Below are 24,314 nucleotides of genomic sequence, written 5' to 3'. Positions count from 1 at the left end.
TGGTCGGTGCCGCGGCGTGGCGTCCAGGACGGGTCGCCGTCCGGTCGTGCAGGGGCCTACACGTCCAGGAAGCGGACGTCGCGGGCGTTGCGGGTGATGAAGCTGCGGCGCGCCTCGACGTCCTCGCCCATCAGGATGCTGAACAGCTCGTCGGCGGCCGCGGCGTCCTCGATGGTCACCTGCTGCAGCAGCCGGTGGTCGGGGTCCATCGTGGTCTCCCACAGCTCCTTGGCGTCCATCTCGCCCAGGCCCTTGAAGCGCTGGATGGCGTCGTCCTTGAGCTTGCGGCCGTTCTCGGCACCGAGCTTGAGGGCGCCGTCCTTCTCCTTGTCGGTGTAGACGTACTGGTCACCGACCTTGCCGCCCCACTTGATCTTGTACAGCGGGGGCATGGCCAGGTAGACGTGGCCGGCCTCGACCAGCGGCCGCATGAAGCGGAACAGCAGGGTGAGCAGCAGCGTGCGGATGTGCTGACCGTCGACGTCGGCGTCGGCCATCAGCACGATCTTGTGGTAGCGCAGCTTGCTCAGGTCGAACTCGTCGTGGATGCCGGTGCCGAAGGCCGTGATCATCGACTGGACCTCGGTGTTCTTGAGCACCCGGTCGATGCGCGCCTTCTCGACGTTGATGATCTTGCCGCGGATGGGCAGGATCGCCTGGAACATCGAGTCCCGGCCGGACTTCGCCGAACCGCCGGCCGAGTCGCCCTCGACGATGTAGACCTCGGAGTTGCGCGGGTCGGTGGAGCGGCAGTCGGCCAGCTTGCCGGGCAGGCCGCTGACCGACAGCAGGCTCTTGCGGGCGAGCTTCCGGGCGTCCTGCGCCGCGCGGCGGGCGCGGGCGGCCGAGGCGGCCTTGGTGATGATCGTCTTGGCCTCGGTCGGGTTGGCCTCGAACCAGTGGCCGATCGCGTCGTTGCAGACCTTCTGGACGAAGCCCTTGACCTCGGTGTTGCCGAGCTTGGTCTTCGTCTGGCCCTCGAACTGCGGGTCGCCCAGCTTCACCGAGACGATCGCGGCCAGGCCCTCACGGATGTCGTCGCCGGTGAGCGAGTCGTCCTTGGCCTTGAGGATGCCCTTGTCCTTGGCGTAGCGGTTGACGATCGAGGTGAGCGCCGCCCGGAAGCCCTCCTCGTGCGTGCCGCCCTCGTGGGTGTTGATGATGTTGGCGAAGGTGTGCACCGACTCCGAGTAGGCGTCGGACCACTGCATCGCGACCTCGACCGACATCGCGGTGTCGTTCTTGCCCACGCCGTCGGCGGAGAAGCCGATGACCGACTTGTGGATCGCGGTCTTGCGCCGGTTCAGGTGGGCGACGTAGTCGACCAGGCCCTGGTCGTAGCGCCAGGTGACCTCGGTGGGCTCGAAGGCCTCGTCGACGGCCTCGACCGGAGCGGCGTGCTCGGCCAGCGACTCCTCGCCGATGCCGGTCTCGGCCTTGCCCTGACCGGGGCGCTCGTCGCGCAGCACGATGGTCAGCCCCTTGTTCAGGAAGGCCATCTCCTGCAGGCGGCGGGCGATCGTGTCGTAGGAGTAGACCGTCGTCTCGAAGATCGAGGGGTCGGCCCAGAAGGTGATCGCCGTGCCGCGCTTGTCGGTGGCGCCGACCTGCTCCAGCGTGCCGGGCTTGGCCTCGGTGTAGTGCTGGTGCCACTGCTGGCCCTTGGTCCAGATCGTGACGTCGAGCTCGGTGGACAGCGCGTTGACCACGGTGACGCCGACGCCGTGCAGACCACCGGAGACGCCGTAGCTCTTGCCGTCGAACTTGCCGCCGGCGTGCAGGATCGTCAGGACGACCTCGACGGTGGGGCGCTTCTCGACCGGGTGCATGTCGACCGGGATGCCACGGCCGTTGTCCTCGACCCGGACGCCGCCGTCGGCCAGCAGCGTGACCCGGACGGTGTCGCACCAGCCGGCGAGGTGCTCGTCGACGGCGTTGTCCACGACCTCCCACACCATGTGGTGCAGGCCGCGCTCGCCGGTCGAGCCGATGTACATGCCGGGGCGCTTGCGGACCGCCTCCAGGCCCTCGAGGACGGTGATGGAACTGCCGGAGTAGGCGGTCTCGTTCTGGGGCGCAGCGACCACGTGGGGCCCTTCTCTTGCGCAGCCGCTCAGCCGGGGGCGACCACGTCGACTCCTCTGTCGACCGGCGCAGGGCGGCTCTGAGAGGGCTGCTGGCGGTGTGTCACCTCCAGCGTACCGGGTCGTGGACGCCAGATGCCGTCGTCCACGCCCTGACGTCGCGCGAGAGGCTCTGCCGGCAGACCCACCACCACCCGTGCAGCCCCCCGGCCGGACACGCCGTCCTGCGGCGGCTGGGACGGGCGGGACGACGCCCCGCTAGTTGACCGGGCCCTCGCCGGTGAGCTGGGTGGGGTCGAGCCGACCGGTGGGCTTGCCCGTGCGGCGGTCGACCAGCACGGTCACGCCCCACAGGACGACACCGATGACCAGCAGCACGCCGGCGATCCGGTACTGCTCGCCGGGCCGCCCGGCCCAGGGCGTGGCCAGGAAGGCACAGGCCAGCGCGCCGACGACGGGCAGCACGGTGGGGGTGCGGAAGTGGTCGGCGTCCACGCGGTCGCGCCGCAGCACCAGCACCGCGACGTTGACCACGGTGAACACGACGAGCAGCAGCAGCGCCGTCGTCCCGCCGAGCGCCGGGACGGCGCCGACGAAGGTGATCAGCCCGAACGCCAGCGCGGTGGTGAACAGGATCGCGGTGGTGGGCGTGCGCCGGGCGCGGTGCACCCGGCCCAGCAGCGGGGGCAGCACGCCCTGGTTGCTCATGCCGTAGACCAGCCGGCTGGCCATGAGCATGTTGATCAGCGCCGAGTTGGCGACGGCGAACATCGTGATGACGCCGAAGACCCCGATCGGGAAGCCGGGGGCGCCGGCCTGCACGACCTGCAGCAGCGGGGTGTCACCCTCGCTGAGCTTGTCGGCGGGCACCAGCGCGATCGCCGAGATTGACACCAGCACGTAGATGACGCCGGTGGCCAGCAGCCCGATCAGCAGCACCTTGGGGAAGATCCGCCGCGGCTCCTTGCACTCCTCGGCCATGTTGACCGAGTCCTCGAACCCGACCATGGCGAAGAAGGCGAGCCCGGTCGCGGCGATCACCCCGCCGATCATCGAGCGGTCGCCGGTGTCGACCTCGGTGACCCGGCCGAAGTCGCCCTCGCCCATGCCGAGCGCCCAGGCGCCGACCCCGATGACGATCAGCAGGCCGGTGAGCTCGACGCAGGTGAGCAGCACGTTGGCCTGGACGCTCTCGCCGACCCCGCGGTGGTTGACCAACGCGACCAGGCTCATGAAGCCCAGCCCGATGAGGGTGATGCCGATGCCGTCGGAGAACCCGAGCCCGAACACCTCGGCGGCGTTGGAGCTGAAGGCGCGGGCCGCGGTGGACGCCGAGGTGATGCCCGAGCTCATCACCGCGAAGGCGACCAGGAACGTGACGAAGTGGATGCCGAACGCCTTGTGCGTGTACAGCGCGGCGCCGGCGGCCTGCGGGTACTTGGTGACCAGCTCCAGGTAGCTGAAGGCGGTGACCAGTGCGACGAGGAAGGCGACCAGGAACGGCAGCCAGACCACCCCGCCCACCTGGGCGGCGACCTGGCCGGTGAGCGCGTAGATGCCGGTGCCCAGGATGTCGCCGACGATGAACAGCAGGAGCAGCCCGGGGCCCATCACCCGCTTCAGGCTCGGCTGGCCGTTCGCGGACCGGTCCTCGGTGTGCACGCTCTCGGCCATCGCGGTGCCTCCCCTGTGTGGTGACAGGGATGCTGCTGTGTGCGAGGTCACCTGTCGACCCGAACCGGCGCGCTGTTCCACGTGGAACGCGGCGGCAACACGGCGGCTACACGAGCAGCTGGGCCGTGGCGAGCTCGCGGTACAGCGGGCTGGTGTCGACCAGCTCGTCGTGCGTGCCGGAGGCGACCACCCGGCCGGCGTCCAGGGCCACGATCCGGTCGCTGTCGAGCACGGTCGACAGCCGGTGGGCGACCACGAGCAGCGCCCGGTCGGCGGCTGCGGCGGCCAGGGTGTCGCGCAGCAGCCCCTCGTTGCGGGCGTCGAGGCTGGCGGTGGGCTCGTCGAGCAGCAGCAGCGCCGGGCGGGACAGCAGCGACCGGGCGATCGCCAGCCGCTGGCGCTCACCCCCGGAGAGCAGCACGCCGTCGTCCCCCACCGGGACGTCCAGCCCGAGCGGCGACCGCTCGACGACGCCGGTGAGGCCGACGTCGGCCAGCGCGGCCCACAGCTGCTCGTCGGTGGCGTCGGGCGTGGCCAGCTGCAGGTTCTGCCGCACGGTGCCGGCCAGCACCGGCGCCTCCTGCTCGACGTAGCCCATCCGGGCGCGGAGCGCGGCCCGCGGCAGCTCGCGGGTGTCGGTCCCGGCCCACCGCACGGCGCCGGCGGTCAGCGGGTAGAAGCCCTCGACCAGCGCCAGCACGGTGGACTTGCCCGCACCCGACGGCCCGACCAGGGCGACCCGGCTGCCGGCGGGGACGGCGAAGGACACGTCGTGCAGCACCGGGGTCCCGTCGGGGTAGCCGAAGCCGACCCTGTCGAGCTCGAGCAGCGGCACCGGGTCGGCGGCCGATGGCACGCGCAGCAGCACCGGCGAGCGCCCCGGTCGCTCGGGCACCTCGTCGTGCTCGGGGTCCAGGGCCAGTACCTCCTGCACGCGGGCCAGCGCACCGAGGCCGGTCTGCAGCTGGGTGTAGGAGCTGATCACCTCGCCCAGCGGCCTGATCAGCAGGAACAGGTAGAGGATGAAGGCGACCAGGTCGGCCACGGCGATCGAGCCGGTGGCCACCCGGTACCCGCCCAGGCCCAGGACGGCGAGGAACGCGCCCTGCACGGCGATGCCGGCGGCCGGGCTGACCAGCGCCTGCAGCCGGGCCACCTGCACGCCCGCGGTGTAGGCGCGCGCCGCGCTGGTGCCCACGGTGGCGACCTCGCGGTCGGTCGCCCCGCTGGCCCGGATGGTGCGCACCGCCGACAGTGCGCGCTCCACCGCCGAGCTCATCTCCCCGACCTGCTCCTGCGCCTGCCGGGACAGCTCGCGGACCCGGCGGGAGGCCAGCACCGCCGTGGTCACCCCGACGCTCACCGCGAGCACCGTGACCAGCAGCAGCCAGACGTCGACCACCGCCATCGCGATCAGCGCCCCGACCCCGACCACCACCGACCCGGCCAGCTCGACCACCCCGCTGGTGACCGTGGCCCGCAGCAGCGTGGTGTCCGAGCCGACCCGTGACATCAGGTCACCGGTGCGCCGCCGGTCGTACTCGGCGACCGGCAGCCGGAGCAGCCGGTCGGTCAGCAGCCGGCGGGTCGACAGGACGACGCCCTCCGCCGTGCGCTGCAGCAGGAACTGCTGGCCGGCGCCCAGCACCGAGGCCAGCACCAGGACGACGACCAGCGCCAGGACGCCGGGCAGCACCGCCGCGTCGGAGCCGACCGCGCTGATCACCCGGCCGACCAGGGCAGGCTGGGCCAGCGCGGCGGCGGCCGAGACCAGCGAGAGCGCGGCCGCGCCGGCCAGCGCCCGGCGGTGCGGGCGCAGCAGCGGCAGCAGCTCGCGCAGCCCGGCGGTCGGCGGCGCCTCCGGCACGACGGGTGGCGCGGTCTCCCCGGTGGTCACCCGGCAGCGGCGAGGGCGCCGGCGATCGCGGCGAGCAGCCGGGCGTGGTGCTCGATCAGCTGCGGGCGGTTGGGGTCGGGGCGGACCGCGGCCAGGAAGCCGGCGGCCGTCCAGATCTCGTCGCCGTCGTCGGTGCCCAGCAGCGACTGGCGGACCAGCGGGTCGGCCACCAGCCGGCGCACCTGCGGGCCGTCCTCGGCGGTCAGCAGCACCCAGCGGCGGTCGAACTCCGGGTCGGGGCTGGGGACCTGCAGCAGGCCGCCGGTGCCGTGCCGCCACAGCCGGGCCGGGGACAGCCGGAAGGCAGGCACCGAGCCCAGCAAGGGCGCGGCGGTGACCGCGTGCGTGCTCACCCAGTCCCGACCCACCGGGGAGGCGATGTCGAAGGCGACCAGGTCCAGGCCGTCGCCGCGGCCGCGCAGCACCCGGCTGGGGCGGTCCTCGCGGCCGGGGCGCACCGGCGCGCTCTGGATCAGCGGCACCAGTTCGGCGTCCTGCGGGCTGGTGCCGTCGGAGGGGATCCAGCCCCACTGCCGGGCCCACGCCAGCGTGCCGAAGGGGTCGGTCGGGTCCGGCGCCGGTACGGGGTACGACTCGGCGTCGGGGCGGTCGTCGTCCACCGGCTCCTTGCGCAGGTCGTCGTCCCGCGACCGGCCGCCGAACAGGCTGCCGAGGCCGCGGCGCGGGCGGCCGGCGGCCGGGTCGTCCTTGGTGACCGGCTCGTCGGCCGGCCAGGGGGTCGGCGCCGGTGCGGGCGCGGGAGCGGCGGACGGCAGGCCGGGGCGGTCGGGCTCGACCGCCGGCAGGTCCCAGCCGGCCGGCTGCCAGCCCGCGCCGTCGGCGGCGGTGCTGCCGGTGGACCCGGCTGCGGGCGGGGTGTCCGGGCCGGGCGGGTCCTGGGGCGCGGGCGTGCCGGGTGCGGGCTCGCCGCCCAGGTGGGCCGGCTCCTGCCAGCCGGCCGGGCGGCCGTCCTCGAAGCCGTCGCCGTCGCGATCGCGCGGGCTGCTCATCGCCGGGTGCTCCTCGTCTCGCTGTCCGTCTGACTCACCGGGTGCCCGCTGTGGGCACCTCAGCCGTACGTGTCCCGCGGCCCCCGGCCGCGGACGGTGCGCGGGCCCTTCTTCCAGCTCGGCGCCGTCGGACCGACAACGCGCAGCCGGGTCACGACGTCCCCGCCCACCCCGGCGCGCAGTCGGCCCAGGATGCTCGGGGCCAGCAGCCGCAGCTGGGTGGCCCACGCGGTCGACTCGGCGACGACCAGCAGCTCGCCCTCGTTGAGCGACTCGGGCCGGCAGTGCGCGGCGATGTCGGCGCCGACCAGGGCGTCCCACCGGCCGAAGACGCTGCCGACCTTGGTGCGGGCGGTCCAGTCCTGCTGGCTGATCAGCGAGTCGACCAGCGCGCCGAGGGGCTGGGGGTCGTCGGCGCCGGGTCCCGGGCCGGTCCACCGGCGGCGCGGCCCGGCGATGCGGCGGCGCGTGGGCTGCGGCCGGGACGCCGACGCCGCACGCGCCGCCTCGAGCGCGGCGCGGGCGATGTCGGAGGGGCGGGCCGGTCGTTCCTCAGCCACCGTGGACCTCCCCGCCCTCGTCCTCGGCCGGCAGCACCGTCGCCCGGCCGTCGGCCACCTGAACCCGGGTGCCGCGCAGCGCCGGGGGGACGTCCTCGGCGACGGCGGCGGTGATCAGCGTCTGCTCGGCGCTGCCGGCGACCTCGGCCAGCGCCGACCGGCGGCCGGCGTCCAGCTCGGCGAAGACGTCGTCCAGGACCAGGATCGGGTCGTCGCCCTCGGCGCGCAGCAGCGCGAAGCAGGCCAGCTTGACCGCCAGCGCGAACGACCAGGACTCCCCGTGGCTGGCGTAGCCCTTGGCCGGCGCCGGGCCCAGGTGCAGCACGAGGTCGTCGCGGTGCGGGCCGACCAGGGTGATCCCGCGGTCGACCTCCTCCTTGCGACGCTCGGCGATCCGGTCGCGCAGCGCCGCGGCGAGCTCCTCGGCCGAGGGCAGCGCGCGGTCGGGGTCGGCGGGGGTGCCGTCGCCGGCCAGCGGCACGCTGCTGGTGTAGCCCAGCGCGGCCCGGTCGGCGCCCGGCCCGGCGACCCCGGCGTAGGCGTCGGTGACGTAGGGGGCGAGGTCGGCGACCAGCCGCAGCCGGGCGGCGAGCAGCTGGCCGCCGAGCTCGGTGAGGTGGTTGTCCCAGACGTCGAGGGTGGCCAGCGCGTTGCCGCGGGCGAGCTTCGCCGTCTTGAGCAGGGCGTTGCGCTGCTTGAGCACGCGGTCGTAGTCGCTGCGCACGCCGGCCAGCCGCGGCGTGCGGCTGACCAGCAGGTCGTCGAGGAACCGGCGGCGCTCGGCCGGGTCGCCGCGCACCAGGGCGAGGTCCTCGGGGGCGAAGAGCACCGTCCTGACCAGGCCGAGCAGCTCACGCGGGCGCTGCAGCGGGGCGCGGTTGACCCGCACCCGGTTGGCCCGGCCGGGGTTGATCTCGACCTCGACGAGCAGCTCGCGCTCGTCCTTGCGCAGCGCCGCCCGGACGACGGCCTGGGTGGCGCCGTGCCGCACCAGCGGGGCGTCGGCGGAGACCCGGTGGCTGCCCAGCGTGGCCAGGTAGCCGACCGCCTCGACCAGGTTCGTCTTGCCCTGCCCGTTGCGGCCGACCAGCACCGTGGGCCCCGGGGTCAGCGCCAGGTCGGCCAGCTCCCAACTGCGGAACTGGCCGACCTGGAGGTGCCGGAGGTACACCTGTGGTCAGGCCACCCCTGGGGCCAAAGTCGCGACTTTGGCCCCAGGGGTCAGCCGGGCACGGGGGTCCGTCATCACGCGGGCTTCTCGGCCACCCCGGTGTCGATGGAGCGCACCGCGTGGCCACCGAACTGGTTGCGCAGCGCGGCGACGGCCTTCATCGTCGGGGAGTCGTCCTGCCGCGAGGAGAACCGGGCGAACAGCGAGGCGGAGATGGCCGGCATCGGGACGGCGTTGTCGATCGCGGCCTCGACGGTCCAGCGGCCCTCGCCGGAGTCCTCGGCGTAGCCGGTGATCCGCTCGAGCTCGGGGTCCTCCTGCAGCGCCCGGACCAGCAGGTCCAGCAGCCAGGAGCGGATGACGGTGCCCTGGGTCCAGGAGGCGACGACGCCGGGGACGTCCTGGATCAGGTCGACCTTCTCCAGCAGCTCGTAGCCCTCGCCGTAGGCCTGCATCATCGCGTACTCGATGCCGTTGTGGACCATCTTGGCGAAGTGGCCGGCGCCCACGGGGCCCGCGTGCACGAAGCCCGCGCCCGGGTTGACCGGCGCACCCTCGGCGGCCTCGGCCGGGGGCTTGAGCGCGTCGAAGACCGGCTGAACCTTGGCGACGTCCTCGGCGGACCCGCCGACCATCAGCGCGTAGCCGTTCTGCAGGCCCCACACACCGCCGGAGACGCCGGCGTCGACGTAGCCGATGCCCTTCTCGGCCAGCTCGTCGGCGTGGACCTTGTCGTCGGTGTACTTCGAGTTGCCGCCGTCGACGACCACGTCGCCGGGGGAGAGCAGCTCGCCGAGCTCACGGACGGTCTGCCGGGTCGGGTCACCGGCCGGGACCATCACCCAGACCACGCGCGGTGCCTGCAGCGCGTCGACCAGCCCCTGCAGGCTGTCGACGTCCCGCGCACCCGGCGCCCGGTCGTACCCGACGACCTCGTGACCGGCGCGACGCACGCGCTCGGCCATGTTGCCGCCCATCTTGCCCAGCCCGATCATGCCCAGCTGCACGCCGGTCCTCCTCGTACTCGATGTCTCCGTCGTCCCGCGGGATGCCGCGGTCGGTCCAGCGCTGTCGTGCGTGTCCAGGGGCGCCCGCGACGCTGCGGGTCCTGTGCCACCGGCCGCCGGGGCCGAGGCTCGCTCGCGCCCATCGTGCTCGCCCGTCGCGTCGTACGCGCGCCGGGGTCCCCCGGTCCGGGGACGGCGTCCTCCGACCTCCCTCAGCCGGGCAGGCGCACCGGCATGATCAGGTAGCGGTAGCTGCCGGGGCGCTCGGCGGGACGGTCCCCGCCGTCGTCACCGGCCGGCTCGTCGACACCCGAGAGCACCGCGGGCTTGAGCGCGGTGGTGAAGTCCATCCGGGCGCGGGGGGTGTGCACGGCGGCCAGCCCGTCGAGCAGGAACGTCGGGTTGAAGCCGATGGTCAGCGGGTCGCCGTCGAACACGACGTCGCAGCGCTCCTCGGCCTGCCCCTCGTCGTCGGTGCCGCCGGCGCGCAGGGTGACCTGACCGGGGGTGAACTCGCAGCGCAGCGGCGTCCCGCGCTCGGCGACCAGGGCGACGCGCTTGGCGGCGTCGGTGAACAACCCGACCGGCAGCTCGGCGAACGACGAGGACTCGCTGGGCATGATCGCCCGGTACTTGACGAACTCGGCGTCCAGCAGCCGGGTGGTGGTCTGCCGGTCCTTGCCCGACATGCCGAGGATGCCCTCACCGGAACCGCCCGAGGACAGCGACAGCGTGACCTCCGGCCCGCTGGTGAGCGTCTTGGCCGCGTCGGCCAGCGTGCGCGCCGGCACCAGGACGGCGGCCGACAGCCCCGGGGTCTCCGGGCGCCAGGCGAACTCGCGGACGGCGAGCCGGTAGCGGTCGGTGGCGGCGAGGGTGACCAGGTCGCCCTCGATCTCCAGCCGCACGCCGGTCAGCATCGGCAGGGTGTCGTCACGCCCGGCGGCCACCGCGACCTGGCTCACCGCCTCGGCGAACGCGTCGCTGTCGACCACGCCGGCGGCTGAGGGCATGGACGGCAGGGAGGGGTAGTCCTCCACCGGCAGGGTCGGCAGGCTGAACCGGGCGTTGCCGCAGGTGATCGACAGCCGGGCGCCCTCGGCGACGACGTCGACCGGGTGCGGCGGCAGGGCCCGGGTGATCTCGGCCAGCAGCCGGCCGGGGACCAGGGTGCGGCCGCTCTCGGTGGACTGGACGTCGACCTCGGAGCGGGCGGAGACCTCGTAGTCGAAGCCGGAGACCGACAGCTGACTGCCCTCGACCTCCAGCATGATCCCGGCCAGCACCGGCACCGACGGCCGCGGCGGCAGGCTGCGTGCCGTCCATGCCACGGCCTCGGAGAGCACCTCGCGTGCCACCCGGAACTTCATCTCGTGACCAACCCCTTGCTGGTGTGCCGTGCTCGTCTGCGCTGGCTCGTGCGGCGCGGTGTGCGGCGCCATCCTCTCCTGTCCGACCCCCTGCTTGGCCAGTCCCCCGGTCGCGACGTCCGCTCCCGCACCGCCTCGTCACCGTCGGTGCGCAGTTCCCGTTCCCGGCCGGGCGGGTGGCGGAGCCCCCGTTCCGGCCCTCCCCAGCCTGAATGTGGTTCAAGAATCCCCGAGCAGAGATAACTCATCCTCGTCATCACGGGTGTGGATCCTGGGGAACGACCTCGTTTCCGCAGGTCGACCGCGCTTTCGCCCTGTTGGCCCGCTGTGGGCTGGTGACCCGTTCCCTGTGTCGACACGTGGACAACTCGACAGTTGTGCACCGTCACCGTGCGCTCTCCACCCCGTCTCCCCCGGTCACCCGCAGGTTCGTCCCCATCCCCAGGCGAAGCACGGGTTCGTCCACACGCGCAGATGTCGACATGTGGACCCCCGGGGGACATCAGGGGGACGACCTGCGGACGCCTGACCTGGGACGACGCCGGCGAGCACCGGACGGCACCGGGTGGTGACCGCTCTCCCCAACCTGTGCACAGCTCTGGGGACAAGACGACACGGGGACACGGTCGGTGACCGTGCCGCGGGGGACGGCCACCGGTCGGGGGACCCCGGAACAGGTGAACGTGCTGGTCGAGCGCAAGTTCGGTGCTGTGGACAGCGGCCGCGCGGGGGCAGGGGCGGCGTCCCGCGGGCACGTGCCGACGGCCCACGGGACCCCTCCGGAGGGGTCCCGTGTCGACCCGGACGGGCGGTCGGGCGACCGGTGGGACGCCGTCGTGCTCCGTGCCCACCCTGTGGGCGGCGGGGCACGACGGCTGTCCACTACTGGCGGGCGCGGCTCTTGATCCGGGCGGTGAGCTCGGTGACCTGGGTGTAGGTCGCGCGGCGCTCGCTCATGAGGCCGGTGATCTTCTTGACGGCGTGCATGACCGTGGTGTGGTCCTTGCCGCCGAAGGAGGCCCCGATGCGGGGCAGCGAGAGCTCGGTCAGCTCACGGCACAGGTACATGGCGATCTGCCGGGCGTTGACCAGCGTGCGGCTGCGGTTGGCCCCCTGCAGCTCCTCCATGGTCACCGAGAAGTACTCGGCGGTCGCGGCCATGATGATCGCCGCGGTGATCTGCGGGCCCTGCTCGTCGCTGATGAGGTCCTTGAGCACCAGCTCGGCCAGCGCCAGGTCGACCGGCTGCTTGTTCAGGCTGGCGAAGGCCGTGACCCGGATCAGCGCGCCCTCGAGCTCGCGGATGTTGGTCTGCACCTTGCTGGCGATGAACTCCAGGACCGCGTCGGGAGCCTGCAGCCGCTCGCCCCAGGCCTTCTTGCGCAGGATCGCGATGCGGGTCTCGAGGTCCGGCGCCTGGACGTCGGTGATCAGGCCCCACTCGAACCGGGTGCGGAGCCGGTCCTCCAGCGTCGTCAGCTTCTTCGGCGCCCGGTCGGAGGTGATCACGATCTGCTTGCTGGCGTTGTGGAGCGTGTTGAAGGTGTGGAAGAACTCCTCCTGCGTGCGCTCGGCGCGCTCCAGGAACTGGATGTCGTCGATGAGCAGGAAGTCGATGTCCCGGTAGCGGCGGCGGAAGTCCTCGGCCCGGCCGGAGTGCACCAGGTTGATGAACTCGTTCGTGAACTCCTCGGTGCTGACGTACCGCACCCGCACGTTGGGGAACATCCGCGCCGCGTAGTGCCCGATCGCGTGCAGCAGGTGGGTCTTGCCCAGCCCGGAGTCGCCGTAGATGAACAGCGGGTTGTAGGCCCGGGCCGGCGCCTCGGCGACCGCGACCGCGGCGGCGTGGGCGAACCGGTTGCTGTTGCCGATGACGAAGCTGTCGAACACGTACTTGGCGTTCAGGCCCGGGTCCAGCCCGGCCGGACGGCGGTCGGCGAACAGCGGGACGGCGCCACCGCCCCGGGCCGAGCGGTCGGCGGGACGGCGGTCGTCGGTGCCGCGGGCCTCGCCGGACTGGCCCTCGGTGGCGGCCTCACCCGGGTCGCGGTCCCAGGGGGCGAGCCGGCGGGCGGTGCCGTCGGACTCCGCGGTGGCCGAGCCGCGCGACCAGTCCCGGCCGTCACCGGACTCCGGCAGCCAGGCCTCGGCCCGGACGGCGTCGGTGCGCACCCCGAACGCGCTGCGGCCGTCGTCGACCCGGTCGCGGTCGGCGCGGTCCTCGGCGGCGCGGTCCTCCGCGGCCCGGTCCTGCGCGGCCCGCTCGCGGGCGGCGAGCTCGGCGGAGGCGCGGTCGTGGGCGATCCGGTCCTGGGCCAGTCGGTCGTCGTCCCGGTCGGCGGCCGGCCACTCGGGGGCGGCCGCGGCGGGGCGGTCGGGCCGGCCCCAGCGGCGGTCGTCGGGCTGGGCGTCGCGCCGGTCGGTCGCCTCGGGTGCGGCCGGCATGTCCTCCAGCTGCACCGCGACCCGGATGGCCCGGCCGAACTCGGCCGACAGCGCCTCGGCGAGCTGGATCCGCATGCGGGACTCCAGCACCGTCTGGGTGAACTCGTTGGGTGCGGCGAGCACGGCGGTGTCCTCGACCAGGCCCAGCGGCCGGGTCAGGTTGAGCAGTGCGTTCTGCTGCGGGGACAGGCTGGTGGCCAGGCGCTCGCGGATCTGGTCCCAGACCGTCGCCAGGTCGACCGTGGAGTCGGCCATCGACTGTGTCCCTCCTCGTGCTCCGGGTGGTGCGCTCCGGTCCCGCCGGACGCGTTCGTCCACAGGGGACGGACGGCGGTCGGTGGACTGCTGGATCCCCCGGCCACTCCCCAGGTGTGGACACCCGCGAGGGCGTCGTCCACATGAGTGTCCACAGTCTGTGCACGCCCGGCGACAGGGGTGCCGGTGCCGGCGGGGCCGGCGGCCGGTTCCCGCGTCACCACTGGTCAGCGCAGTGGGTGGGTGGTCGGGGAGCGAGCTGGGGACCGGTCGGACGACGGAGTGGGCATACGGACGCACGTCCATTCGTCCAACACGGAGCGACGGCGACGCTAACAGCCCCATCCACAGCCCGGCAACGACCCGCGCACGGGTCACCGCGGCCGGGCACCCGGCGTGGGCGCGTCCGTCGTCCCCAGGCGTGGACGACGGCGCACCCCGGCCGGTCGGGCTCACCCGCCAGGAGCCGCGCGCACTCGGCTATGCTGGTCGGAGTCTGTGCACAGGACCCGTCGCACCTGCCCCACCGGGGTGCGGCCCGGGGCCCGGGCGCAGCAGACCAGCCCCGGGGGAACCGGGTGCCGGTCGCGGGCCCGTCCACCGGGTCGGTGGCCTGCCCGTACCCCGCGCGTGCGCTGCCCGACCGGGTCCGCGCGCACCCACGTCGTCAGCAGTAGGAGTCCCTCGTGAGCAAGCGCACCTTCCAGCCGAACACCCGCCGCCGGGCCAAGACCCACGGCTTCCGGCTGCGCATGCGCACCCGGGCCGGCCGCGCCATCCTCGCCGCCCGCCGTGGCAAGGGTCGCGACAAGCTCTCCGCCTGAGGTGCTGCCCGCGCAGGCACGCCTGCGCCGGCGGCCGGACTTCACCGCGGTCGTGCGGTCCGGCCGTCGTGCCGGGCGCCCGACCCTGGTGCTGCACTACCTCTCCGAACGGCCCGTCGGTCCGGCCGGGCGTCCTGCGGACGTCCCGACCGGACCGCGGGCCGGTTTCGTCGTCGGCAAGACGGTGGGCAACTCCGTCTGCCGGCACCGGGTGACCCGGCAGCTGCGGCACCTCGTCGCCGCGGAGCTCCACCGGCTGCCCGCCACCGCCGACCTGGTCGTGCGCGCCCGTCCCGAGGCGGCCGATGCCGGTTCGGCGGTGCTGGCGCGCGACCTGGACGCCGGTCTGGACCGGCTGCTCGGTGCCCGTCCGGCCCAGCCGCGGGCTGCACGGCCGTGACCGGCTCGCCCGCCCGGGCCCTGCTGTCCGCGGTGCGCTTCTACCAGCGCGCGATCAGCCCGGCCTTCCCGCCGCGCTGCCGCTTCGAGCCCAGCTGCAGCGCCTACGCCGCCGAGGCCCTCGAGGTCCACGGCGCCGCCCGGGGCAGCTGGCTGGCCGTCAGGCGACTGGTCAAGTGCGCCCCGTGGCACCCCGGCGGGCTCGACCTGGTGCCCGCACGTCCCGCCCGGTCCGAGGACGGCGGAACCGTCGGAGGGGCCCACTCGTCGTCCCCCTCGGCGCAGTCGTCGGCACCTCCCGCGGCACCTGCTCCACCGGCCCGGGGCGCACGTCGCACGGGCCGAGCCACTTCGCCGGCTCCCCGCCGGTCCGCGCAGCAGGAGGCTGGCGTTGCTTGACTGGATGTACACCGCGATCGCGTGGGTGATGAAGACGTGGCACTCCGCGTTCTCCACCTTCCTGGACCCGGCGAGCGGGTGGACCTGGGCGCTGTCGATCGTCTTCCTGGTCATCACCATCCGGGTGCTGCTGTTCCGCCTGTTCGTCAAGCAGGTCAAGTCGCAGCGCGCGATGCAGGAGATCCAGCCGGAGATGGCCAAGCTGCGCAAGCAGTACGGCAGTGACCGGCAGGGCCTGAGCCAGGCGATGATGGCGCTGCAGAAGGAGCGCGGGGTCAACCCGCTGGCCGGCTGCCTGCCGCTGCTCCCGCAGATCCCCGTCTTCATCGCGCTCTTCCACGTGCTGCGCCGGCTCGCGCCGGGCAAGCCCGGCCTCTACAGCTGGGACGACACGCTCACGAACCAGGCGGCCAGCGCCAAGCTGTTCGGGGCGCCGATCTCGGCGTCGTTCAACATGGACGGCGCCAAGGAGCAGGCGATCCTCGGCCTGACCGGCGGCAGCTACACCAACATCCGCCTCGTCGCGATGGTCCTCATCGTGGTCATGTGCTTCACGACCTTCTTCACCCAGAAGCAGATCCAGAAGCGCTCCGGCCCGGTCGAGGGCCAGGCCGCGATGGTGCAGAAGCTGCTGCTCTACGGGATGCCGATCAGCCTCTTCGTCTCCGGCTTCTTCTTCCCCATCGGCGTGCTCCTGTACTGGTTCACGAACAACCTGTGGACGCTGGGCCAGCAGTTCTACATCCTCAAGGCCCTGCCGATGCCCGGCTCCCCCGACGCGCTGGCCAAGGCCGCCGCCGAGAAGCCGGCCATCGACCCCAAGACGCTGGCGCCCAAGCCCGGTGCCAAGCCGGTCCGCCCGAAGAACAAGCCGGCCACCGCGTCCCCCGCCTCGACGGTCGACGCCGACGGGTCGGTCGTCGACCCGGCCTCCCCCGTCGACGGCGACCCGGCCCCCACCGCCGACGCCGCGCGCACCGGCTCGTCAGCGACCGGCGCGACCGCGGCCGGCTCGGCCGGCGGCCGTCCCTCGGGCAGCGCCAACCGGCCGCGGTCCGGGGCGTCGGGCAGCCGTTCGGCGGCCGGCCCGGCCAACCGCGGCAAGCGCGGCAAGCGCCGCTGACCGGCCGGGGCACCCGGGCTCCTGGCCCGCCGCGTGCCCGGCCCCTCGACCACCGGGTTCGCCCGGCCGCCTGCACCACACGGAGGACCTGACATGAGTGCACCCCACAGCGACACGGCCACGACCGCCGAGGCGACCTCGGATGCGGTGCTGACCCCCGCCGGTGGGTCCGGCGACCCCGCGCTCCCCGATGCCGATGCCGCCTCGGTCGACGCCGTCGTCGAGCCCGTCGACGTCGACGAGGACGACGAGGAGGGCGGCGAGGGCCTGCTGGTCCGCGAGGGCGACGTCGCCGGCGACTACCTCGAGCGCCTGCTGGACATCCTCGACGTCGACGGCGACATCGACCTGGACGTCGAGGGCGACCGCGCGTCCGTGGCCGTGGTCGGCGGCGAGCTCAAGACCCTGATCGGTCCCGACGGCGCGACGCTCGAGGCGCTGCAGGAGCTGACCCGGCTGGCGGTCGCCCAGTCCACCGGTGTCCGCAGCCGGCTGATGCTCGACATCGGCGGCTTCCGGGCCAAGCGGCGGGCCGACCTGACCGCGCTCGCCTCGGCCGCGGCCGAGCGGGTGGCGCAGAGCCGGCAGCCCGAGCGGCTGTCGCCGATGAACCCGTTCGAGCGCAAGGTCGTCCACGACGTCATCGCCGGGGCGGCCGGGGTGCACAGCGAGTCGGAGGGCGAGGAGCCCAACCGCCGCGTCGTGGTCCTGCCCGACCGGTGACCGGCCAGGCGAGCGGGCCGGCGCCCCGGCGGCCCGGTGTGCGCGCATGACCGGCCCTGACGTCCCGGCCGAGCAGGCCGGACTCCCGGACGACGGTGTCCCGGAGATGCCGGCCGTGGCGGCGTCCGTGTTCGGGGACGCCACCGAGGCGGCGGCCCGGTACGTGGCGATGCTGGCCGGTGACGGGGTCGTCCGGGGCCTGATCGGCCCGCGGGAGGTCCCGCGGCTGTGGGACCGGCACCTGCTCAACAGTGCGGCGCTGGCCGAGGCGGTGCCGGTGGGCGCCCGGGTGGTCGACGTCGGCAGCGGCGCCGGTCTGCCCGGCATCCCGCTGGGGCTCGCCCGCCCGGACCTGACGCTGACGCTCGTGGAGCCGATGGCCCGCCGGGTCGAGTTCCTCACCGACGTCGTGAGCGCCCTGGGAGCGCCGTGGCGGATCGTCCGCGGCCGGGCCGAGGAGCGGTCCGTCGTCCGGGCCGTCGGACCCGTGGACGTCGTCACGGCCCGGGCGGTCGCGCCGCTGCCCCGGCTCGTGGGCTGGTGTGCGGGACTGCTCACGCCCGGCGCCCAGCTCATCGCCCTGGTGGGCGAGCGGGCCGCCGCCGAGGTGCCCGAGCTGGTCCCCGAGCTGGAGAAGGCGGGGATGCGCGACGTGCACACGCGCGCGGTCGGTGGAGAGCTGGGCTCGGCAGCCACTACCGTGGTGGTCATGACCCGCGGCGGCTCCGGCCGGCCCGCGCGCACGCCCGGGTGACGTCGTTCCACGTGGAACGGCACCAGCGACGCATCGACGTTCCACGTGGAACACGGTGGTGAGGAGGACGCACCGATGACTGACCCCGGTGAGCGGCTGCGCTCCAGTCTCGCTGCTGACCAGGCCGTCGGTCCGGACTTCGACAGCCCGATCGCCATGGAGGCGATGCGGGCCACCCGGGTGCTCCACGCCGCCGATCAGGACCCGTTCCCGGCGCCCGGCCGCATCCGCGTCGTCACCATCGCCAACCAGAAGGGCGGCGTCGGCAAGACGACGTCCACGGTGAACCTCGGCGTCGCCCTCGCCTTCTACGGCCTGCGCACGCTGGTGATCGACCTGGACCCGCAGGGCAACACCAGCACCGCCCTGGGCGTCGACCACACCGTCGGCACCCCGTCGATCTACGACGCGCTGGTGGGCGACAACACCCTCGCCGAGGTCACCCACCCGACCACGGCCAGCCCCAACCTGTTCTGCGTCCCGGCGACCATCGACCTGGCCGGCGCCGAGATCGAGCTGGTCTCCGTCGTGGCCCGTGAGCACCGGCTCCGGCGGGCCATCGAGACCTACCTGCACGAGCTGCCCGCCACCGAGCGGCCGCACTACGTGCTCATCGACTGCCCGCCGTCGCTGGGGCTGCTGACGCTGAACGCGCTGGTGGCCGGGGACGAGGTGCTCATCCCCATCCAATGCGAGTACTACGCGCTCGAGGGGCTGGGACAGCTGCTCTCGAACATCGACCTGGTGCGGCAGCACCTCAACCCGGGCATCGCGGTGAGCACCATCCTGCTCACCATGTACGACGGGCGCACCAAGCTGGCCGACCAGGTGGCCGACGAGGTCCGCAACCACTTCGGCGACCTGGTGCTCAAGTCCGCCATCCCGCGCAACGTCCGGGTCAGCGAGGCGCCGGGCTACGGCCAGTCGGTGCTCACCTACGATCCGGGCTCGCGGGGCTCCACCAGCTACGTGGAGGCCGCCCGGGAGTTCGCCGAGCGTGGAGCGCTGCTGCCGGCCGCCACGGCCCAGCCGACGACGCCGCCTCCCCCGCCCCCGGTCGCCGGTCCGCCCTCGGTGGCGGCCATGGTGCTCGGTGAGCCGGTGGCGACGCCGGCACCGCGCGGGCGGCACGCGACGTGAGCCCGACCCCAGGCGCGACGGGCCCCGCAGGCCCCAGCACGACACCCGGGCCGCGTCGGCGGACCACGGGCCCTGACGAGGAGGACCAGTGACGAAGCGCGGCGGTCTCGGCCGGGGCCTGGCGGCCCTCATCCCCACGAGCGCGCCCGCACCGACGGCCACGCCCGCCGCACGGGCGGCCGAGGCGGCCGAGGCCGCGGTCAGCGGGGCGGCCGAGGCCGCGGTCAGCGGGGCGGCCGAGGGGCGTGCCGCGTCGGTGACGGAGCTGCCCGCCCGCGTGCTCGAGGAGGTCGCCGGCGTCCCCGGTGCCCAGCTGCGCGAGCTCCCGGTCGGTGAGGTCGTCCCCAACCCGAAGCAGCCCCGTCAGGTCTTCGACGACGAGGCGCTGGAGGAGCTCACCCACTCGGTGCGCGAGTTCGGGCTCCTGCAGCCGATCGTCGTCCGGGAGGGCGCCGGCGGCCGCTTCGAGCTCATCATGGGCGAGCGCCGGCTGCGGGCGGCCCGCGCGGCCGGGCTGGAGACCGTGCCGGCCATCGTCCGGGACACCACCGACGACGCGATGCTGCGCGACGCCCTGCTGGAGAACATCCACCGGGTGCAGTTGAACCCGCTGGAGGAGGCCGCGGCCTACCAGCAGCTGCTGGAGGAGTTCGGGGCCACGCACGAGGAGCTGGCCAGCAAGATCGGGCGCAGCCGCTCGCAGGTCACCAACACCATCCGGCTGATGAAGCTGCCGGTGAAGGTGCAGACCCGGGTGGCCGCCGGGGTCATCTCGGCCGGACACGCCCGCGCGCTCCTCGGGCTCCCCGAGGCCGACGCGCAGGACGCGCTCGCCACCCGGATCGTGGCCGAGGGCATGTCGGTGCGGGCCACCGAGGAGGCCGTCGCCATGGCGGTGGCCGACTCCCCCACCGCGGCCCGGCGCTCCGCGCGCAAGATCAGCGCCCCGGGGGTCGAGGACCTCTCCGGACGGCTGTCGGACATGTTCGACACCAAGGTGAAGATCCAGATCGGCCGGGCGAAGGGCCGCATCGTCGTCGAGTTCGGATCGGTCGACGACCTGCAGCGGATCATCGGCATGATGGCCCCGGACATCACCGGGCGCTCCGACCAGACCGACCAGTGACCTCCGGACCATTCCGTCATTGACGGAACGGTCCGGAGGTGGAGCTCAGACGGAGGGCTCCTCGCCCTCGGCGCCGTTCGCCGGCCCGATCACCGGCGGCGGGTACGCCGCTGCCGACGACGGCCGGGACGACGGCCGCGGCGTGGAGGTCACCGCGCGGAAGGTGCCGGTGTCGACCGAGTCGAACGTGGAGTGCAGGTCGAGCTCGGCCTCGATGACCCGCGCCAGCCGGCGCACGCCCTCACGGATCTGGTCGGGCTCGGGGTAGCAGTACGACAGCCGCATGTGCTCCCGGCCCGAGCCGTCGGCGTAGAAGCCGATCCCGGGCACGTAGGCCACGTGCGCGGCGACGGCGCGCGGCTGCATCAGCTTGGCGTCCAGCCCGTGCGGCAGCTTCAGCCACACGTAGAAGCCGCCGTCGGGCTTGCTCCAGGTGGTGCCGCGGGGCATGAGCGCGGCCAGCGACTCCAAGGTCGCGTCGCGGCGCTCCCGGTACAGCTCGGTGAAGACCTTGATCTGCTGCTGCCACGGCTGGGTGTCGAGGTACCGGGCGACCGCGTACTGGGTCAGCGACGGCGGGCAGAGGACCTGCGCCTCGGTGGCCAGCACCAGCTTCTCGCGCACCGCCAGCGGGGCCAGCACCCAGCCGACCCGCAGCCCCGGGGAGAAGGTCTTGGAGAACGAGCCGAGGTAGATGACCCGCTCGTCGTTGCGGGCCCGCAGCGCACGCATCGGCTCGTGCTCGAAGCCGAGCAGGCCGTAGGGGTTGTCCTCGATGACGAGCAGGTCGTACTGCTCGGCGATCGCCATGACCGCCTCGCGCCGCTGCTCGGAGAGGGTGACGCCCGCGGGGTTGTGGTAGTTGGGCACCGTGTAGAGGAACTTGACCCGGTCGCCGCGCGCCCGGCACTCGATCAGCGCCTGCTCCAGCGCCTCCGGGACCAGTCCGTCGGCGTCCATCTCGACGTGCCGGACCTGTGCCTGCGCGGCCTGGAAGACGCCCAGGGCACCGACGTAGGACGGGCCCTCGGCCAGGATCGTGTCACCGGGGTCGACGAACACCCGGGTCACCAGGTCGAGCGCCTGCTGGGAGCCGACGGTGACCACGACCTCGCTCGGCGAGGCGTCCACGATGCCCTCGAGGGCCATCACGTCGCAGATCCGCTCGCGCAGCCGCGGGTCGCCCTGCCCGGAGCCGTACTGCAGCGTCTGGGCGCCCATGCCGGAGACCAGCTCACCGATCATGGAGCCGACGACGTCCAGCGGGAGGGCGGTGACGGCCGGCATGCCGCCGGCCAGGGACACGACCTCGGGCCGGCTGACCACCGAGAACAGGGCCCGGATCTCCGAGCTCTTCATCCCGTGGGTGCGTGCTGCGTACCGGTCTGCCAGAGGGTCCAGCCGCGGGTGCCGCAGAGAGACGTGCGAGGGCGCACCCTGTGAGCGCGCCCCGGCCTGACCGGGACCGACCGAGGGGTCGGGCACAGGAGGGGTCACCTGTCGCAGTGTAAGCGGCCCACCCCGCAGCCGGACCGGTCCGTCCCCCTCGGCGTGCCGCGGTCCTCGCTGCGCCCGCCGCACGGTGCGGCGAGGGGGTCGTTGCTCAGCGCCGGGCGGGGAGCAGGAACGTGCCGGTGGGCGGGTCGGCGTCGGCCGGGAGGAACAGGCGCTGGACGGCGGCGGCGACGGCCTGGGCGACGGTGCTGCGGACCCGGGCGTCGAGCAGCAGCAGCCGGTCGACGGGGTGCGAGAGGTACCCGCAGTCGACCCGTACGGCCGGCATCCGGGTCATCCGCAGGATGTCCCAGGTCTTGGGGTGCGAGCCGCAGTCGAGCAGGCCGGTACGGGCGATGACCTCGCGGCGCACCAGGTTGGCGAACTGCTCGCCGACGGTCGAGCTGGCCCCGGACCCGGTGCCGTAGTAGTAGCTGGCGACCCCGCGTGCGTGCGCGGAGTCGTGCGCCTCCATGTGCAGGGACAGGAAGAGGTCGGCGCGGGTGTCGTTGGCGAAGGCGGTGCGGTCACCGGCCGCGGGGTCGCCGTCGCGGCCACGCGTCAGGTAGACCGTGGCGCCGGCGGCGGCCAGCCGGCCCTCGATCCGGGACGCCAGGTCGAACACCAGGTCGGCCTCGGTGGTCTCGCCGGCGGTGAACCCGGTGTCCGACCCGCCGTGGCCGGGGTCGAGGACGATGACCCGGCCGATGAGGTGCGATCCGGACTCCACCATCGAGGCGCTCTGCCGCAGCAGCTGCGGGCGGCCACCGGTGACCCGGCGGCCCAGCTGCTTGAGGGCGCGCAGCGTGGCGGGCCCGCAAGTGCCGTCGGCGGTCAGCCCGTAGTCGCGCTGGAAGGTGCGCAGCCCCGACTCGGTCTCCGCGCCCAGGATGCCGTCGGCGCGGCCGGCGTCGTACCCCAGCTCCAGCAGGAGCTCCTGCAGCCGCCGGACGTCGTCGCCGCGGACGGGCCGCTCGGGGTCGTAGCGCAGCAGCCGGTCACCGAGGGACCAGCGGGCCTCGTACAGCGCGCGGTAGGTCTCGTCGCCCACGCGACCGTCGACCGACAGCCCGCGCACCTGCTGGAAGTGCCGGACGGCGAGCTCGGTCTCCGCGTCGTAGTCGGCCGTGGGGCCGGCGGGCTGGGCGGGGTCGCCGTCGAGCAGGCCGAGGGAGCGGAGCACTGCCTGCACCTCGGCCACGGCGGGGCCGGTGCTGCCGGGTCGCAGGACGTCCATGCGGCGCTCGTCGCTCCTCTACGGGTCAGGGGGCCGGTCGCAGGGGGCGGCCGGTCGTCCGGACGTCGATTGTGGCCCGTGGTGACCAGCCGGTGTGCACCGGGTGACCCGGCGGGGACGGGACCGCCGTCCCGGAGGGGGCCGGAACGGCGGAGGCCCGCCGGTCCGGGAGGGACGGGCGGGCCTCGTGCGGCCCTCCTGCAGGGGCAGGAGGGGGCGTCGTCAGATGTAGTCGGACAGGTCCGAGAGGATGGCGCCCTTGGGCTTGGCGCCGATGATGCTCTTGACCGGCTTGCCGCCCTGGAACACCGTCATCGTCGGGATCGACATGACCTGGTAGTCGCGGGCGATCTGCGGGTTCTCGTCGATGTTGAGCTTGGCGATGGTGAGCTTGTCGGCGTGCTCCGCCGCGATCTCCTCCAGCACCGGGGCGACCATCTTGCACGGGCCGCACCACTCGGCCCAGAAGTCGACGAGCACGGGCTTGTCGCTGCCCAGCACGTCGGTGGCGAAGCTGGCGTCGGTCACGGTCACGGTGTTCTTGCCTGCCATGGTGGTGCTCCCTGTGGTCGCGGGTGAGACGGTCGGTAGAACAGGAGCAGGGCCGGGTCTATGCCCCCGGCCCCGCCTCAGCGCTCGTCGAAGGTGTCGGCGAGCCACCGCTCGGCGTCGATCGCGGCGGCCGCACCGGTGGCGGCCGAGGTGATGGCCTGCCGGTAGATGTGGTCGACGACGTCGCCGGCGGCGAAGACGCCGTCGATGCTCGTGCGGGTGGTCGGGTGGTCGACCACCACGTACCCCTCGTCGTCCAGCTTCACCTGGCCGGCGAACATCTCGCTGCGCGGGTCGTGGCCGATGGCGACGAACAGACCGGTGACCGGGAGCTGCTCGGTGGCGCCGGTCGCGACGTCGGTGAGCTCGACGGCCGAGACCGCACCCTCACCGTGCACGTCGGTCACCTGCTTGCCCAGGGCCCAGCGGATCTTCTCGTTGTCCTGCGCCCGCTTGACCATGATCTTCGACGCGCGCAGCTCCTCGCGGCGGTGCACCACGGTGACCGACTTGGCGAAGCGGGTCAGGAAGGTGGCCTCCTCCATCGCGGAGTCACCACCCCCGACGACCACGATGTCCTGGTCGCGGAAGAAGAAGCCGTCGCAGGTGGCACAGGCGGAGACGCCGTGGCCGAGCAGACGCTGCTCGTTGTCCAGACCCAGGTACCGGTACTTCGACCCGGTCGCGATGATCACCGCGTGCGCCCGGTGCACCTCGTTGCCGACCTTGACGATCTTCGGGTCGACCGTGAGGTCGACCTCGGTGACGTCGGAGGGCACCAGCTCGGCGCCGAAGCGCTCGGCCTGGGTGCGCATGTCGTCCATCAGCTGCGGGCCCTGGATGCCCTCGGGGAACCCCGGGAAGTTCTCCACCTCGGTGGTCGTCATCAGCGCACCACCGAACTGCGAGCCCTCGAACACCAGCGGGTGCAGGTTCGCGCGGGCGGCGTAGGTGGCGGCGGTGTACCCGGCGGGGCCGGACCCGATGATGATCAGGTCACGGACGCCGTCGTGCTCCGCCGGGGGGATGGCCGGGTGCGCCGGGTCGGTGGAGACCGCGGGGCCGGG

General features: G+C 73.7%; 21 protein-coding genes. 8 read left to right on the top strand and 13 right to left on the bottom strand.

Translation table 11 applies throughout. The features are described from left to right. Window positions 1-56 precede the first annotated feature (56 nt). From gyrB to dnaA, 9 genes are all read right to left on the bottom strand, one after another. A complete protein-coding gene (gene gyrB / locus ACGBYP_RS19950; protein WP_411586968.1) occupies window positions 57-2,087 on the bottom strand; it encodes a DNA topoisomerase (ATP-hydrolyzing) subunit B in 2,031 nt (676 codons plus the stop codon). Window positions 2,088-2,342: 255 nt separating this feature from the next. Then, complete coding sequence (locus tag ACGBYP_RS19945; RefSeq protein ID WP_411586966.1) at window positions 2,343-3,758, bottom strand: APC family permease; 1,416 nt, start codon at window positions 3,756-3,758, stop codon at window positions 2,343-2,345. A 106-nt stretch (window positions 3,759-3,864) separates the two neighbouring features. Next, window positions 3,865-5,655, bottom strand: a complete 1,791-nt coding sequence (locus ACGBYP_RS19940; RefSeq protein WP_411586964.1) for an ABC transporter ATP-binding protein — start codon at window positions 5,653-5,655, stop codon at window positions 3,865-3,867. After that, window positions 5,652-6,665, bottom strand: coding sequence for a hypothetical protein (locus ACGBYP_RS19935; protein WP_411586962.1), 1,014 nt, complete (start codon window positions 6,663-6,665; stop codon window positions 5,652-5,654). The genes ACGBYP_RS19940 and ACGBYP_RS19935 overlap by 4 nt, the downstream gene beginning before the upstream one ends. A 59-nt stretch (window positions 6,666-6,724) precedes the next feature. Next, window positions 6,725-7,225, bottom strand: a complete 501-nt coding sequence (locus tag ACGBYP_RS19930; protein WP_411586960.1) for a DUF721 domain-containing protein — start codon at window positions 7,223-7,225, stop codon at window positions 6,725-6,727. Further along, entirely contained in the window at window positions 7,218-8,396 is a 1,179-nt protein-coding gene (recF, locus tag ACGBYP_RS19925) for a DNA replication/repair protein RecF (protein WP_411586958.1), read from the bottom strand. Before recF ends, ACGBYP_RS19930 begins: the two co-directional genes overlap by 8 nt. Before the next feature lie 74 nt (window positions 8,397-8,470). After that, entirely contained in the window at window positions 8,471-9,481 is a 1,011-nt protein-coding gene (gnd, locus tag ACGBYP_RS19920; RefSeq protein ID WP_411587253.1) for a phosphogluconate dehydrogenase (NAD(+)-dependent, decarboxylating), read from the bottom strand. A gap of 134 nt (window positions 9,482-9,615) precedes the next feature. After that, on the bottom strand, window positions 9,616-10,773 hold the full coding sequence (gene dnaN / locus ACGBYP_RS19915; protein WP_411586957.1) for a DNA polymerase III subunit beta: 1,158 nt from the start codon (window positions 10,771-10,773) through the stop codon (window positions 9,616-9,618). An 882-nt stretch (window positions 10,774-11,655) separates the two neighbouring features. After that, window positions 11,656-13,476 (bottom strand): chromosomal replication initiator protein DnaA, encoded by a 1,821-nt coding sequence (gene dnaA, locus ACGBYP_RS19910; RefSeq protein ID WP_411586955.1) that lies wholly within the window; start codon window positions 13,474-13,476, stop codon window positions 11,656-11,658. Window positions 13,477-14,162: 686 nt separating this feature from the next. On the opposite strand from dnaA, the gene rpmH reads away from it, so the two are divergent. From rpmH to ACGBYP_RS19870, 8 genes are all read left to right on the top strand, one after another. Continuing rightward, complete coding sequence (gene rpmH / locus ACGBYP_RS19905) at window positions 14,163-14,300, top strand: 50S ribosomal protein L34 (protein ID WP_163610199.1); 138 nt, start codon at window positions 14,163-14,165, stop codon at window positions 14,298-14,300. Window position 14,301: 1 nt separating this feature from the next. After that, window positions 14,302-14,700 carry a ribonuclease P protein component gene (gene rnpA, locus ACGBYP_RS19900; protein WP_411586953.1) on the top strand — a complete coding sequence of 133 codons (399 nt, stop codon included), beginning with the start codon at window positions 14,302-14,304 and terminating at the stop codon, window positions 14,698-14,700. Continuing rightward, window positions 14,697-15,098, top strand: coding sequence for a membrane protein insertion efficiency factor YidD (gene yidD / locus ACGBYP_RS19895; protein WP_411586951.1), 402 nt, complete (start codon window positions 14,697-14,699; stop codon window positions 15,096-15,098). The genes rnpA and yidD overlap by 4 nt, the downstream gene beginning before the upstream one ends. 4 nt (window positions 15,099-15,102) lie before the next feature. Next, window positions 15,103-16,221 (top strand): membrane protein insertase YidC, encoded by a 1,119-nt coding sequence (gene yidC / locus ACGBYP_RS19890; RefSeq protein ID WP_411586950.1) that lies wholly within the window; start codon window positions 15,103-15,105, stop codon window positions 16,219-16,221. Window positions 16,222-16,314: 93 nt separating this feature from the next. Continuing rightward, entirely contained in the window at window positions 16,315-16,944 is a 630-nt protein-coding gene (locus tag ACGBYP_RS19885; protein ID WP_411586948.1) for a protein jag, read from the top strand. 46 nt (window positions 16,945-16,990) lie between these two features. Further along, a complete protein-coding gene (gene rsmG / locus ACGBYP_RS19880) occupies window positions 16,991-17,698 on the top strand; it encodes a 16S rRNA (guanine(527)-N(7))-methyltransferase RsmG (protein WP_411586947.1) in 708 nt (235 codons plus the stop codon). Between the two features lie 75 nt (window positions 17,699-17,773). After that, entirely contained in the window at window positions 17,774-18,838 is a 1,065-nt protein-coding gene (locus ACGBYP_RS19875) for a ParA family protein (RefSeq protein WP_411586945.1), read from the top strand. A gap of 88 nt (window positions 18,839-18,926) precedes the next feature. After that, window positions 18,927-19,964: a ParB/RepB/Spo0J family partition protein gene (locus ACGBYP_RS19870; RefSeq protein WP_411586944.1), complete on the top strand. Its 1,038-nt coding sequence runs from the start codon at window positions 18,927-18,929 to the stop codon at window positions 19,962-19,964. Window positions 19,965-20,009: 45 nt separating this feature from the next. Here ACGBYP_RS19870 and ACGBYP_RS19865 read toward each other — a convergent pair whose 3' ends face one another. The 4 genes from ACGBYP_RS19865 to trxB form a co-directional block, all read right to left on the bottom strand. Then, window positions 20,010-21,323, bottom strand: a complete 1,314-nt coding sequence (locus ACGBYP_RS19865) for a PLP-dependent aminotransferase family protein (protein ID WP_411586943.1) — start codon at window positions 21,321-21,323, stop codon at window positions 20,010-20,012. Window positions 21,324-21,567: 244 nt separating this feature from the next. Continuing rightward, window positions 21,568-22,695, bottom strand: a complete 1,128-nt coding sequence (locus ACGBYP_RS19860) for an N-acetylmuramoyl-L-alanine amidase (protein ID WP_411586942.1) — start codon at window positions 22,693-22,695, stop codon at window positions 21,568-21,570. A gap of 222 nt (window positions 22,696-22,917) precedes the next feature. Continuing rightward, window positions 22,918-23,247: a thioredoxin gene (gene trxA, locus ACGBYP_RS19855; RefSeq protein ID WP_269174208.1), complete on the bottom strand. Its 330-nt coding sequence runs from the start codon at window positions 23,245-23,247 to the stop codon at window positions 22,918-22,920. Between the two features lie 77 nt (window positions 23,248-23,324). Beyond that, on the bottom strand, window positions 23,325-24,275 hold the full coding sequence (gene trxB / locus ACGBYP_RS19850; RefSeq protein ID WP_411587251.1) for a thioredoxin-disulfide reductase: 951 nt from the start codon (window positions 24,273-24,275) through the stop codon (window positions 23,325-23,327). Window positions 24,276-24,314: the final 39 nt, after the last annotated feature.

The sequence above is a fragment of the Modestobacter sp. SSW1-42 genome (assembly GCF_046635825.1).
Classification (GTDB): domain Bacteria; phylum Actinomycetota; class Actinomycetes; order Mycobacteriales; family Geodermatophilaceae; genus Modestobacter.
Note: the sequence above shows the minus strand (reverse complement) of the source record. Positions and strands in the feature narration are given on the sequence as shown.

What these genes read in the sequence shown, in the direction of transcription:
- ACGBYP_RS19945 (WP_411586966.1), bottom strand. Translation starts at nt 3,758, where the DNA reads ATGGCCGAGAGCGTGCACACCGAGGACCGGTCCGCGAACGGCCAGCCG.
- ACGBYP_RS19935 (WP_411586962.1), bottom strand. Translation starts at nt 6,665, where the DNA reads ATGAGCAGCCCGCGCGATCGCGACGGCGACGGCTTCGAGGACGGCCGC.
- dnaN (WP_411586957.1), bottom strand. Translation starts at nt 10,773, where the DNA reads ATGAAGTTCCGGGTGGCACGCGAGGTGCTCTCCGAGGCCGTGGCATGG.
- dnaA (WP_411586955.1), bottom strand. Translation starts at nt 13,476, where the DNA reads ATGGCCGACTCCACGGTCGACCTGGCGACGGTCTGGGACCAGATCCGC.
- yidC (WP_411586950.1), top strand. Translation starts at nt 15,103, where the DNA reads ATGTACACCGCGATCGCGTGGGTGATGAAGACGTGGCACTCCGCGTTC.
- ACGBYP_RS19885 (WP_411586948.1), top strand. Translation starts at nt 16,315, where the DNA reads ATGAGTGCACCCCACAGCGACACGGCCACGACCGCCGAGGCGACCTCG.
- rsmG (WP_411586947.1), top strand. Translation starts at nt 16,991, where the DNA reads ATGACCGGCCCTGACGTCCCGGCCGAGCAGGCCGGACTCCCGGACGAC.
- ACGBYP_RS19875 (WP_411586945.1), top strand. Translation starts at nt 17,774, where the DNA reads ATGACTGACCCCGGTGAGCGGCTGCGCTCCAGTCTCGCTGCTGACCAG.
- ACGBYP_RS19865 (WP_411586943.1), bottom strand. Translation starts at nt 21,323, where the DNA reads ATGAAGAGCTCGGAGATCCGGGCCCTGTTCTCGGTGGTCAGCCGGCCC.
- ACGBYP_RS19860 (WP_411586942.1), bottom strand. Translation starts at nt 22,695, where the DNA reads ATGGACGTCCTGCGACCCGGCAGCACCGGCCCCGCCGTGGCCGAGGTG.
- trxA (WP_269174208.1), bottom strand. Translation starts at nt 23,247, where the DNA reads ATGGCAGGCAAGAACACCGTGACCGTGACCGACGCCAGCTTCGCCACC.